A 13,206-nucleotide genomic window follows, 5' to 3' on the forward strand; every position below is an offset into this window, starting at 1 on the left:
CTTGCTGTGAGTATATACAGGTAAGCCACAATTGGGAATGACGATATCGGCAAAGCCCCTGACTTTTACTCATTTATGCGTGCCGTCAGGCAAAATGTTGCCAGAGGATGCTGCCCCAGACGACAGCGGCTAACAGGATGGCAACAAAGACAGCGGCCGACCCGATATCTTTCGCTCGACCGGATAATTCGTGGTGCTCAAGTCCAATGCGATCGACTACCGCTTCAATGGCGCTATTAGCCAGCTCAAACAGCATAATCAGTACCACAGACCCAATCAGCAGCAGTTTTTCGACCAGCGTAACCGGCAGTAAACACGCGATAATCACGCCGACAAGGGTCAGTATCGTTTCCTGACGAAACGCTGCTTCATGCTGCCACGCCTGCTTCAGTCCCTTAAAGGAATAACCGGTCGCCTTAATAATCCGGGTCATCCCCGTTGCTTTATTCATTTATCCTCCATTATTTACGCAAAATAGTTCGCATTTTAACGCGCTTACGTTGTCTCATCACCACAGATCTCCGGCGCAGTTTCTGGTATCCTTGCGGCGCATTGCTAACAAGAGGCTCCATGTTGTTATGTCAGGTTGGCGTAAAATTTACTATAAATTATTGAATCTCCCACTGAAACTGCTGGTGAAGAGCAAAGTTATTCCCGCAGATCCGGTGGTCGAGCTGGGGTTAGATCCCTCACGTCCTATACTCTATGTTCTGCCTTATAACTCTCAGGCGGATCTCTTGACGCTACGTGCGAAATGCCTGGCATTGGGGCTACCCGATCCCTCGCAGTCGTTCGAATTCAATGGCGTCGAACTCCCTAGCCACGTCTTTATTAATGACGGGCCGCGCGTCTTCCGCTATTACGTTCCCAAGCAGAAATCCGTCAAGCTGTTCCACGACTATCTGGATTTGCATCGTGCCAATCCAGATTTAGACGTACAGATGGTGCCGGTTTCCGTGATGTTTGGGCGTTCTCCAGGTCGGGAAGGCCATTCGCAGGCCGCACCACACCTGCGCTTGCTCAACGGCATCGAGAAATTCTTTGCCGTCCTGTGGCTAGGCCGCGACAGCTTTGTCCGCTTCTCCAGCCCGGTATCGCTACGCTATATGGCGACCGAGCACGGCACTGACAAAACCATAGCCCACAAACTGGCGCGTGTCGCACGTATGCACTTCTCTCGCCAGCGTTTGGCGGCAGTTGGGCCGCGCTTGCCGGTGCGTCAGGAGCTATTTAACAAGCTGCTGGATTCCAAAGCGATCAAGAAAGCCGTCGACGATGAAGCGCGCAGTAAGAAGATTTCTACTGAGAAAGCGCAGCAGAATGCCATTGCGCTGATGGAAGAAATCGCCGCTGACTTCTCCTACGAAGCCGTGCGTCTGTCGGATCGCGTATTAAGCTGGACGTGGAACCGCCTTTATCAGGGGATTAACGTCCACAACGCCGAACGCGTTCGCCAACTGGCGCAGGATGGCCACGGCATTGTCTATGTGCCCTGCCACCGCAGCCACATGGATTATCTGCTGCTGTCCTACGTCCTGTACCATCAGGGCTTAGTGCCGCCGCACATCGCCGCTGGCATCAACCTTAATTTCTGGCCAGCAGGACCGATCTTCCGCCGTCTTGGCGCGTTCTTTATTCGCCGTACCTTCAAAGGCAACAAGCTGTATTCCACGATTTTCCGTGAATATCTGGGTGAACTGTTTGCCCGCGGTTATTCGGTTGAATACTTCATGGAAGGCGGACGTTCACGCACAGGCCGTCTGTTAGAACCGAAAACCGGTACGCTGGCGATGACCATTCAGGCCATGCTGAGAGGCGGTACGCGCCCCATCACGCTGGTGCCGATTTATGTCGGCTACGAACATGTGATGGAAGTCGGCACCTATGCGAAAGAGCTGCGCGGTGCGGTGAAGGAAAAAGAAGGCTTTATGCAGATGGTGCGCGGTTTGCGCAAACTGCGTAATTTGGGTCAGGGTTATGTGAACTTCGGCGAACCACTCCCGCTGACAACCTACCTGAACCAGCATGTACCGCAATGGCGTGATGCGATCGATCCTATCGAGGCACAGCGTCCAAGCTGGCTCACGCCGACGGTGCAGGATATTTCTATGGATATCATGGTGCGCATCAACAATTCTGCGGCAGCAAACGCGATGAACCTGTGCTCTACGGCCTTGTTAGCCTCGCGCCAGCGCTCGCTGACGCGTGAACAAATGCACGAACAGCTGGATTGCTACCTCCAGTTGCTGCGCCAGGTTCCTTATCATAAAGATATTACGGCACCGAAGAAGACAGCAGATGAACTGCTGGAACACGCGCTGGGCATGAACAAGTTTGAAGTCGAGAAGGATAGCATTGGCGATATCATCATTCTGCCGCGCGAGCAGGCGGTACTGATGACGTACTACCGCAATAACATCCAGCATCTGTTGGTCTTGCCGTCGCTGATCGCCAGCATCGTAATCCACCATCGCCGGATTACGCTTGCCGAAGTCGTGCGACAGATCGCGCTGATCTATCCGCTGCTGCAAGCTGAACTGTTCCTGCATTATTCCAAAGAGCAGTTGCCGGGTGTGCTGGAAACGTTGGCTAATGAACTGATTCGACAAGAGCTACTGTGCAGCCGTGATGGTCAATTAGCTATCAATCCGCCACGCATCCGTACGCTGCAACTGCTGTCAGCAGGCGTGCGTGAAACGCTGCAACGCTATGCGATTACGCTCTCTTTGCTATGTGCAAACCCAGAGATAAACCGTGGAACGTTGGAGAAAGAAAGCCGGAACATGGCACAGCGTCTGTCCGTCCTGCACGGCATCAACGCGCCGGAATTCTTTGATAAAGCGGTGTTCTCAACGCTGGTCGCAACCTTACGCACAGAAGGGTATATCACCGACAGTGCGGAAGCGGCACAAGGCGATATCCTGGAAATCTACAATATCCTCGGCGATCTGATCACCCCGGAAGTTCGGTTGACTATCGAAAGCGCCAGCTCATCCGCTGAAATGGAAGCCAATAGTCAGATAGAAACCGCCAGTCAGGCAGTAGAAAAAGTGGAAGAGACAAAGCAGGCGTAGCCGGACAGTAACGGGAAAATGGCGGATAACACCCCCGCCATCAAGCCGTGGAGGCGTTTGGCATAACAAACTCGTCTGAGCATTCCACCATAAAAAAAGCAGCGAGAAATCGCTGCTTTTTTTGTTTCCGTCAGTTCAATCTATATGCCAAACAGCACACCAATAAATATCGCCATACCCGCGTATTTATTATTGTGAAAGGCTTTGAAACAGGCATCACGTTCGCGCTCAGCGGTCAGGATTTGCTGATAAACAAACATCCCCGCAGCCACCAGCAGCGAAATATAGTATGGCGTTCCTAATCCGGTGGCGATTCCCAAAGCCAGCAGCAACGCCAGCATACTGAACTGCAGTAACCCGATGATGATATTGTCAAAACGGCCAAATAGGATCGCGGTAGATTTCACGCCGATCTTCAAGTCGTCATCACGATCCACCATCGCATATTGCGTATCGTAGGCGACCGTCCAGCAAATGTACGCCAAAAACATCATCCAGCAGCTTGCTGGCAGGCTTTCACTCACCGCCGCATAAGCCATCGGGATTGACCAGCCAAACGCCGCACCCAGCACAAACTGAGGAAGATGGCTGACCCGTTTCATGAACGGGTAGACCCACGCCAGAACCAGCCCCGCAACGGACAGCCAGATCGTCATCTTATTCAGCGTCAACACCAGTCCAAACGCCAGCAAGACCAGCACGACAAACAGCACTTTGGCAGCTCGCTCGCTCACTTCACCGCTAGGCAATGGGCGAGAAGCAGTACGTTTTACATGGCCGTCAAAATGGCGATCGGCATAATCATTGATGACACAGCCTGCTGCACGCATCAAGAAAACGCCAGCGACAAAAACAAACAGCGTCCACGGTGCAGGCGCTCCCCCACCCGCTAGCCACAGCGCCCATAGCGTTGGCCACAGCAGCAACAGAGAACCTATCGGTTTATCAATTCGCATCAAGCGACAATAAGCCAGCCATTTCCCTGCTGTAACACTTCTTTCCAAGGATTTATCTCCTCAAATTACCTGCCAACCTTCATCACCGGCTGAAATAAATCGGTGATTCCGGTAAGAAAAGCTCAGTCAACAGTAACGGATAGCCAGAGACACACAGGCGGGAACGCCGCGCCCATAAGCCTTCACTGCATCCGGTATGGATATAGTCACGCGTCAGCGCCTTTTGTCCAAACAGGTAGCGGCCTAGCGGCTGATTGCCTATTTTCGTCAGAGCTGAATCCGTGCCATCGAGCGTTTGTTGCGGAACAATGGTACGGCCAAAAAGCCAGGGACGATCGTCACCATACAGCACCACTTCACGCAGCCAGTAACGCTCACTGTAAGGCAGCTGTTCGCGCTCTTCGCCCAGCGCCTGTGGCGTAATGAATTTCTCATTGCACAGGATGGTCTTCAGTTGGGCACAATATTTTTCAAGTCGCCGCGTCATGGAGCCGGTTTCCATCAGCCAGTCACCAATGTGCTCAGGTAATACCGAAGGGGGCTCAGTAAACCAGGAAATAGAGCGCAGAAGCGTAGACGCATCGTCAGACATTGTCCCTACTCCGAACAGGGTTGTTTTGAATAAAAAGGTATTCGTAAATAAAGTAACGCCGCCATTGTAGCGCAGAATGCTTCCCCCGATAACAGGCTATAAACGCATTCATCAACGATACGGCAACATTTCAGCAATGCCGCGCATAAAAAAAGCACCACCCAGTCTCGCGACCAGATAGTGCTCTTTAAAGGACAGAAAGACGTGCTTCTGTAACCTGACTCCCTGTCACCAGAAAATGGCTTCCGGCGACAATGGCGTCATATTACATCATGCCGCCCATACCACCCATGCCGCCCATACCACCAGCGCCACCTAAGTCAGGTGCATCGCCTTTCGGCAGGTCGGTAACCATACATTCGGTAGTAATCATCAGACCAGCAACAGAAGCCGCGAACTGCAGAGCAGAACGTGTGACTTTGGTTGGGTCCAGAATACCGAAGTCGATCATGTTGCCGTATTCTTCAGTTGCTGCGTTGTAACCGTAGTTACCGTCACCAGCTTTAACGTTGTTCGCAACCACAGATGGCTCTTCGCCAGCGTTGGAAACGATCTGACGCAGTGGAGCTTCCATCGCGCGCAGCGCAACTTTGATACCCACGTTCTGGTCTTCGTTTTGAGCAGTCAGAGAAGCCAGTTTGGCTGCAACGCGAACCAGCGCAACACCACCACCAGCAACCACGCCTTCTTCTACCGCAGCGCGAGTCGCAGCCAGGGCATCTTCAACGCGTGCTTTCTTCTCTTTCATTTCAACTTCAGTTGCTGCGCCAACTTTGATAACGGCTACGCCGCCAGCCAGTTTAGCCACACGCTCTTGCAGTTTTTCTTTGTCGTAATCAGACGTTGCTTCTTCAACCTGCTGACGGATCTGAGCAACACGGCCCTGAATCGCAGCTTCTTCACCCGTACCATCGATGATAGTAGTGGTGTCTTTGTTGATCACAACGCGTTTCGCCTGACCCAGATCTTCCAGCGTCGCTTTTTCCAGCTCCAGACCGATCTCTTCAGAGATAACGGTACCGCCAGTCAGCGTCGCGATATCTTGCAGCATCGCTTTACGACGGTCGCCGAAGCCCGGTGCTTTCACCGCAGCAACTTTCACGATGCCACGCATGGTGTTAACCACCAGCGTTGCCAGCGCTTCGCCTTCAACATCTTCAGCAACGATAACCAGCGGTTTGCCGGCTTTCGCTACCGCTTCCAGTACTGGCAGCATTTCGCGGATGTTGGAGATTTTTTTGTCAGCCAGCAGGATGAACGGGCTTTCCAGTTCTACAGCACCGGTTTCCGGCTTGTTGATGAAGTACGGAGACAGGTAGCCACGGTCGAACTGCATACCTTCAACCACGTCCAGTTCATCTTGCAGACCGGTACCTTCTTCAACGGTGATAACACCTTCTTTACCGACTTTGTCCATTGCTTCGGCAATCATTTTGCCTACGGTTTCGTCGGAGTTAGCAGAGATGGTACCAACCTGAGCGATAGCTTTAGAGTCAGAGCACGGTACAGACAGTGCTTTCAGCTCTTCAACAGCAGCGATAACGGCTTTATCGATACCGCGCTTCAGATCCATCGGGTTCATGCCCGCTGCAACAGCTTTCAGGCCTTCAGTGATGATAGCCTGCGCCAATACGGTTGCGGTCGTGGTGCCGTCGCCTGCTGCGTCATTCGCTTTAGAGGCAACTTCTTTCACCATCTGTGCGCCCATGTTCTCGAACTTGTCTTCCAGCTCGATTTCACGCGCAACAGATACGCCGTCTTTAGTAATGGTCGGTGCACCGAAGGATTTATCCAACACGACATTACGGCCTTTCGGGCCCAGGGTAACCTTCACTGCATCAGCCAGTACATTTACGCCGCGCAGCATTTTTACGCGCGCGTCATTACCGAATTTTACGTCTTTAGCTGCCATGGTCTATTTCCCTCAAATTCTTTCAGTTCAGATGATTACGCGCAATTACGCTTCAACAATTGCCAGAATGTCGCTTTCAGACATGATCAACACTTCTTCGTTATCAATCTTCTCTGCTTTCACGCCATAGCCATCATTGAAAATAACGATGTCGCCAACTTTCACATCCAGCGGCTTCACTTCGCCATTTTCCAGGATACGTCCGTGACCTACGGCCAGAACTTCACCGCGGGTAGATTTACCAGCAGCGGAACCAGTCAGTACGATACCGCCAGCAGATTTTGACTCAACTTCTTTGCGCTTGACGATCACGCGGTCATGCAATGGACGAATATTCATTGATAGCTCTCCTTTGAGAAAGTCCATATCGGTTTAGGATAAACGCCGACTATGTCTTCATAACAACTATGTTTCATAACGATTATGCTTTTCATAATCGGCCTTGTGGTGTTCTAAGTGGGGGCGTTTCACCGCCCTTCAAGGGAAAAAATTCATTTTTTTTGCGTTAGGCGTCTGCCTATCGCTGACATCTGATAAAAAATAAGGATTATCAATATGATAATCCTTATCTGCTTTTCAATTCGTCTTGACGTTAACGGTTGTCACTATCGTCACGATGTTCAATATTTCCGCGCCCGCCATCCTTGCGCTGGTATTCACCTTCAAAGGTGTTACCGCCGGAAGACGATGCACCAGGACCAGAACGCCAGACGTGCAGGTGAGGCATCAGTTTGAGCGTCAGCCTTTTCTGCACTGGCGGCAGCAGTAACAGCAGCCCCAGAAAGTCAGTCAGGAAGCCCGGAATCAGGAGCAGGAAGCCCGCCAGCACCAGTGACACGCTTTTTACCATCTCGGCTGCTGGGCTTTCACCTGCCGCCATTTTCTGCTGCATCTGCACCAGCGTTTTCATCCCCTGATTACGCACCAGTGAGACGCCCACGCAGGACGTGAAGACAACCAGCAGCAGGGTCATGGCGACGCCAAGCACCTCAGCCACCTTAATAAACAGCGATATCTCGATGTAAGCCAAAAGAAAAATAAGTAATAACGGTAACCAGCGCACCCGGTACTCCTGTGTGTTTTACGCGTACTGTTCTAATAAAACGTCTGTGAATAAGAACGTGTTAAGCCATCGCTATTGAAAATCCAGTACGCCTTACTACCCATCGACTTTACTACCAATGGATTAGGTAAAATGCGCGCCTGCTCTGCGATCCGGCACATCATGATTTACTAAAATGGGTACGGCTTTGCGCATTTTCAAGCCGCCGCCCTACGATTATTGTTCTAAAATAGTGACTCGTGACTACAGTCACAGTTCATTTACCGTCGTGGTAGAGAACGCCAGTATAGTGATCTAAACACCTGTTTTTCGCTGTCGTAACGACATATCCTCACGGCAATGGATACCTGGTTGGTCAAACATCCCGAGACTATTGCCGAGATAAGACGGTTTATCCAAGGCTGCTCTGTTTTTCTGAAAATAGCTGTTTTTCTGAAATGGCTGTTCTTTTGAAATAACAGTTTCCCAAGATAACGCCGCCCGACACACCAGTCCACAACGTCTAGTTGCATCACTAGTCGCACAACAGGATAGGCACTCTCATGTCAGAAAACATTCGTATTGAAGAAGACCTGTTAGGCACCCGAGAAGTTCCCGCAGACGCGTATTATGGCGTTCATACGCTACGCGCTGTCGAAAATTTCTATATCAGTAACAATAAAATCAGTGATATACCCGAGTTTGTGCGCGGCATGGTTATGGTGAAGAAAGCCGCAGCGCTGGCGAACAAAGAGCTACAAACTATCCCGAAAAAAATCGCCGACGTCATCATCCGCGCCTGCGATGAAGTGCTGAATAACGGCAAATGCATGGATCAGTTCCCGGTAGATGTGTATCAAGGGGGCGCTGGCACGTCGGTCAATATGAATACCAACGAAGTATTAGCCAATATTGGTCTGGAGTTAATGGGCCACCAGAAAGGCGAGTACCAGTATCTGAACCCCAACGATCACCTGAACAAATGCCAGTCCACCAATGACGCCTACCCCACCGGATTTCGTATCGCGGTCTACGCGGCAGTCCTGAAACTGACAGAGGCGATAGCGAAGTTGAGCGATGGCTTCGAGCGTAAAGCCAAAGAATTTGAAGACGTGCTGAAAATGGGTCGCACCCAGTTGCAGGACGCCGTGCCGATGACACTCGGTCAGGAATTTCATGCATTTAACGTGCTGTTGCAGGAAGAAATCAAAAACCTGCTGCGCACGTCGGAACTGCTGCTTGAGGTCAATCTGGGCGCAACCGCAATCGGTACGCGCCTGAACACGCCAGACGGCTATCAGCAACTGGCGGTGCAGCGTCTGGCGGAAGTCAGCGGTCTGCCGTGCGTGCCAGCAGAGGATTTGATCGAAGCCACGTCAGACTGCGGTGCCTATGTGATGGTACACAGTTCGCTGAAGCGGCTGGCCGTGAAGCTATCGAAGATCTGTAATGACCTGCGTCTGCTCTCTTCCGGCCCTCGCGCTGGCCTGAATGAAATCAACCTGCCGGAGCTACAAGCGGGTTCCTCGATCATGCCCGCCAAGGTGAATCCGGTCGTGCCGGAAGTCGTCAATCAGGTGTGCTTCAAGGTCATCGGTAACGACACCTGCGTCACGATGGCGTCAGAGGCCGGGCAATTACAGTTAAACGTGATGGAGCCAGTTATCGGTCAGGCGATGTTTGAATCAACCCACATTCTGACCAACGCCTGCTACAACCTGCTGGAAAAATGCGTCAACGGCATCACCGCCAACAAGAGCGTGTGCGAAGCCTACGTCTTCAACTCCATCGGGATTGTGACGTACCTGAACCCGTTCATCGGCCACCACAACGGCGATATCGTCGGCAGAATCTGCGCGGAAACGGGGAAAAGCGTGCGTGAAGTCGTTCTGGAGCGCGGCCTGCTAACGGAAGCCGAACTGGATGACATTTTCTCCATCCAGAACCTGATGCATCCAGCGTACAAAGCCAAGCGCTACACCGATGAAAACGAGCTTCCTTAACACCAACACCTAATACCCACAGGCACGTCCGTTCACGAAGAACAGCGTGCCTTTATTTTTTGCCGCCTACGTCCATAAGAATAAATTATGAAATTTTTATTATTAATTAAGGAGCATAGTCATGCTTGGTCTTGAGTTACTGATCGTTCTGCTCGCCATCTATTTGGGGGCGCGGCTAGGAGGCATCGGCATTGGTTTCGCCGGTGGCCTGGGGGTGCTTGTTCTTACGCTGGGGTTTCAGATAAAGCCCGGCGTGATCCCTTTTGATGTCATTGAAATTATCATGGCCGTTATCGCCGCCATTGCCGCCATGCAGGTGGCGGGCGGAATGGATTATCTGGTCAGTCTGGCGGAGAAACTGCTGCGTAAGCACCCGAAATACGTCACCTTTCTCGCGCCGCTGGTTACCTACTTCATGACGATTCTGGCTGGAACCGGACACACCGCGTTTTCCACCCTGCCGGTTATCGCCGAAGTCGCCAAAGAGCAGGGGATTCGCCCTTCTCGCCCACTCTCTATCGCCGTTGTCGCCTCGCAAATCGCGATTACCGCCTCGCCGATCTCGGCAGCGGTGGTGTTTGTTGCGGGTATTCTTGAGCCGCACGGCGTCAGCTATCTGCTGCTGTTAGGCATCTGTATTCCTACCACACTCGCCGCGATCATGTTGACGGCAATTGTGACCAACTTCCTGGGTAAGGAGCTGAAAGACGATCCGATTTATCAGGAACGTCTGAAAAAAGGCGAAACCACGCTGCGCGGTAATAGCCAGCATGAGATCAAACCGGGTGCCAAACTTTCCGTGATGTTATTTCTGATCGGCATCGTCGCTGTCGTGCTGTATGCCACAGCGATCAGCGGCACGGTTGGGCTGATTCAGAATCCGGTTCTGCCACGCAACGAAGCGATAGTGGTCTTTATGCTGACGATCGCCACGCTGATTTGCATCACCTGCAAAATCGACACCTCGCGCATCCTCTCTGCCAGCACGTTTAAGTCCGGCATGAGCGCCTGTATCTGTGTGATGGGCGTGGCCTGGCTGGGCGATACCTTTGTTAAAGCACACATTTCCGATATTCAGGATACCGCTGGCGCGCTGCTGCAAAGCTACCCGTGGATGCTGGCCGTCGTGCTGTTCTTCGCCGCCACCCTGCTTTACTCACAGGCGGCAACGGCAAAAGCGCTGATGCCTGCTGCGCTGCTGTTGGGCGTATCTCCGGTCACGGCCGTGGCGTCTTTTGCTGCCGTTTCTGCCCTGTTCGTTCTGCCGACCTACCCGACTCTGTTGGCCGCCGTGGAGATGGACGACACCGGCTCAACGCGCATCGGCAAGTTTGTGTTTAACCACTCCTTCCTGATTCCGGGCGTGATGGCGATTACGCTGTCGGTGATCTTTGGCTTTATCCTCGGCAGCATCCTGATCTAAACATTGCCTGTCAGACAGTCCCTCGCGGATCGGCGTAACTCGTCGATCCGCTTCATTCCCTTCAAACAATAAAGCAAGGTATAGTGTGGCTCTGGTTGTCTGGAATTTGTTCATCTGACACGGAGGATGTGATGTCTGACCGCCCGCTTTGCGATGCTGTCGTCATATTATGTACCGCACCTGACGACGCCTGTGCGCAACGGCTTGCTAACTCGCTACTGGAAACGCGGCTTGCCGCCTGCGTCACCCTGCTGCCCGGCGCACGTTCGCTCTATTACTGGGAAGGCAAGCTCGAACAGCAATCAGAAGTACAAATGCTGATAAAAAGCGATACCTCACATCAGCAAGCCCTGCTGACTCACCTGAAACAACAACACCCTTACGATACGCTGGAGCTGTTAGTTCTGCCGGTATCCGGGGGCGATAGCGATTATCTGACATGGCTCAACGCATCTTTACGCTGATTTTCCTGTTATGGACGGCTTTCGGCACACCCAGTGTGGCCGCCTCTTCTTTCGGTCAGAAACTGTTTGGCAACAGCACGACGTCACGCTTTCTGCCAGTCGATGGCGCTTTCGCCTTTGAGTTTCAGCAGCAAGATAACCAGCTCAACCTGCGCTGGGATATCCATCCCGATTACTACCTGTACCGCGCACAAATCAAGATCGAAGGGAACGGTGCCACGCTTGGCAAGGTGGATCTGCCACAGGGCGAAAGCCATAACGACGAGTTCTTCGGTCAGGTCTTTATCCTGCGGGATCGGCTGGCGCTAGCGGTTCCGATTCAACAGGCCGACAACGGCGCGACGGTTAAAGTCACCTATCAAGGCTGCGCCGATGCGGGTTTCTGCTATCCGCCGGAAACGCGAGTTGTTCCTCTCAGTCAGGTGCTTGCTAACGCAGGCACGGATACCTCGAATTCCGCATCAGCCCAGACGGCACCGCCGCAGACCACGCCGATGCCGTTCTCGCCGTGGTGGGCGCTGTTGATTGGTATCGGCGTCGCCTTCACTCCTTGCGTTCTGCCAATGTACCCGCTGATTGCCAGTCTGGTGCTGGGCAGAAAAGAACAGCTGACGCCGCGCCGCACGCTGCTGCTGTCGATGACCTACGTTCAAGGCATGGCGCTGACCTACACGCTGCTTGGGCTGGTTGTCGCCGCCGCCGGATTACGCTTTCAGGCCGCGCTCCAGCATCCGTATATTCTGATTGGCTTATCGGTGATGTTTGCCGCGCTGGCGCTGTCCATGTTTGGCCTGTATACGCTCCAGCTCCCGTCATCGGTACAGACCCGGCTGACAGAGTGGAGCAACCGTCAGCAGGGCGGCTCCGTCACTGGCGTATTCTGCATGGGCGCGCTGGCTGGGCTGATTTGCTCCCCCTGCACCACCGCCCCGCTCAGCGCCATCCTGCTTTACATCGCCCAGAGCGGCAACATGCTGGCAGGCGGCGGCACGCTTTATCTCTACGCGCTCGGCATGGGCTTACCACTCATTCTGGTTACGCTGTTCGGCAACAAACTGCTGCCGCGCAGCGGCCCGTGGATGCAGTACGTTAAGGAAGCGTTTGGCTTCATCATTCTGGCACTGCCCGTCTTCCTGCTGGAACGCATTCTGGGCGAGACGTGGGGGATACGCCTGTGGAGCGCGCTCGGTATCGCCTTCTTCGGCTGGGCACTCATGCTGACGCTGCGCAGCAGCAAAGGCTGGATGCGCGGCGTACAGCTACTGCTGCTGGCAGGCGTGGTGATCAGCGCCAAACCGCTGCAAGACTGGGTATTTCCTCCGGCTGGCGTGGCGCAAGCCCATACCTCAGCACTGAACTTCGCCCCTGTCACCAATATTGCCGATCTCAACAGTTCGCTGGCAAAGAGCGCTCAGCCTGTTATGCTCGATCTTTACGCTGACTGGTGCGTGGCTTGCAAAGAGTTCGAGAAATACACGTTCAGCGACCCGGCGGTGCAAAACCATCTGTCGCGCATCACGCTGCTACAGGCGGACGTCACCGCTAACCGCGAAGAACAAAACGCGCTGCTGAAAAAGCTACAGGTTTTAGGGCTGCCGACCATCGTATTTTTTGACGCTCAGGGGAAAGAGATCCCCAGCTCGCGCGTCACCGGTTTTATGAACGCTGAACAATTTAAGGCGCATTTGCAGAAATTCAGCCCATAAACAACACGAGATATGTGCTTCTGGAGGAGACCTA

Annotated in this window: 11 protein-coding genes; 5 read left to right on the forward strand and 6 right to left on the reverse strand. The window is 53.0% G+C overall.

Annotated features, from left to right (window positions below):
* Positions 1 to 85: 85 nt before the first annotated feature.
* Positions 86 to 451 (reverse strand): diacylglycerol kinase, encoded by a 366-nt coding sequence (locus tag QWJ20_RS07935; RefSeq protein WP_039282393.1) that lies wholly within the window; start codon positions 449 to 451, stop codon positions 86 to 88.
* Positions 452 to 578: 127 nt separating this feature from the next.
* Here QWJ20_RS07935 and plsB point away from each other — a divergent pair, with 127 nt between their 5' ends.
* On the forward strand, positions 579 to 3,074 hold the full coding sequence (gene plsB, locus QWJ20_RS07940) for a glycerol-3-phosphate 1-O-acyltransferase PlsB (protein ID WP_433992228.1): 2,496 nt from the start codon (positions 579 to 581) through the stop codon (positions 3,072 to 3,074).
* A 140-nt stretch (positions 3,075 to 3,214) separates the two neighbouring features.
* On the opposite strand, the gene ubiA is transcribed toward plsB, so the two are convergent.
* The 5 genes from ubiA to QWJ20_RS07965 form a co-directional block, all read right to left on the reverse strand.
* Positions 3,215 to 4,078, reverse strand: coding sequence for a 4-hydroxybenzoate octaprenyltransferase (gene ubiA / locus QWJ20_RS07945; protein ID WP_433992229.1), 864 nt, complete (start codon positions 4,076 to 4,078; stop codon positions 3,215 to 3,217).
* A 34-nt stretch (positions 4,079 to 4,112) separates the two neighbouring features.
* The gene (gene ubiC / locus QWJ20_RS07950; RefSeq protein ID WP_174866615.1) at positions 4,113 to 4,622 is read right to left on the reverse strand and encodes a chorismate lyase; all 510 of its coding nucleotides are present in this window, start codon (positions 4,620 to 4,622) and stop codon (positions 4,113 to 4,115) included.
* Between the two features lie 265 nt (positions 4,623 to 4,887).
* Positions 4,888 to 6,534: a chaperonin GroEL gene (gene groL / locus QWJ20_RS07955; RefSeq protein WP_095701514.1), complete on the reverse strand. Its 1,647-nt coding sequence runs from the start codon at positions 6,532 to 6,534 to the stop codon at positions 4,888 to 4,890.
* A gap of 45 nt (positions 6,535 to 6,579) precedes the next feature.
* Positions 6,580 to 6,873, reverse strand: a complete 294-nt coding sequence (locus tag QWJ20_RS07960) for a co-chaperone GroES (protein ID WP_005971295.1) — start codon at positions 6,871 to 6,873, stop codon at positions 6,580 to 6,582.
* A 253-nt stretch (positions 6,874 to 7,126) separates the two neighbouring features.
* Positions 7,127 to 7,597, reverse strand: coding sequence for an FxsA family protein (locus QWJ20_RS07965; protein WP_433992230.1), 471 nt, complete (start codon positions 7,595 to 7,597; stop codon positions 7,127 to 7,129).
* A gap of 542 nt (positions 7,598 to 8,139) precedes the next feature.
* Between QWJ20_RS07965 and aspA the strand changes: the two genes are divergently transcribed.
* The 4 genes from aspA to QWJ20_RS07985 all read left to right on the forward strand — a co-directional run bounded on the left by aspA (position 8,140) and on the right by QWJ20_RS07985 (position 13,172).
* The gene (gene aspA / locus QWJ20_RS07970; protein ID WP_433992231.1) at positions 8,140 to 9,579 is read left to right on the forward strand and encodes an aspartate ammonia-lyase; all 1,440 of its coding nucleotides are present in this window, start codon (positions 8,140 to 8,142) and stop codon (positions 9,577 to 9,579) included.
* 121 nt (positions 9,580 to 9,700) lie between these two features.
* Entirely contained in the window at positions 9,701 to 11,002 is a 1,302-nt protein-coding gene (locus QWJ20_RS07975; protein WP_095701512.1) for an anaerobic C4-dicarboxylate transporter, read from the forward strand.
* A 131-nt stretch (positions 11,003 to 11,133) separates the two neighbouring features.
* A complete protein-coding gene (gene cutA, locus QWJ20_RS07980) occupies positions 11,134 to 11,466 on the forward strand; it encodes a divalent cation tolerance protein CutA (protein WP_433992232.1) in 333 nt (110 codons plus the stop codon).
* Positions 11,442 to 13,172 (forward strand): protein-disulfide reductase DsbD, encoded by a 1,731-nt coding sequence (locus QWJ20_RS07985; protein WP_433992233.1) that lies wholly within the window; start codon positions 11,442 to 11,444, stop codon positions 13,170 to 13,172. Before cutA ends, QWJ20_RS07985 begins: the two co-directional genes overlap by 25 nt.
* Positions 13,173 to 13,206: the final 34 nt, after the last annotated feature.

It is taken from the genome of Pectobacterium sp. S5, assembly GCF_051707265.1.
Lineage (GTDB): Bacteria > Pseudomonadota > Gammaproteobacteria > Enterobacterales > Enterobacteriaceae > Pectobacterium > Pectobacterium polare.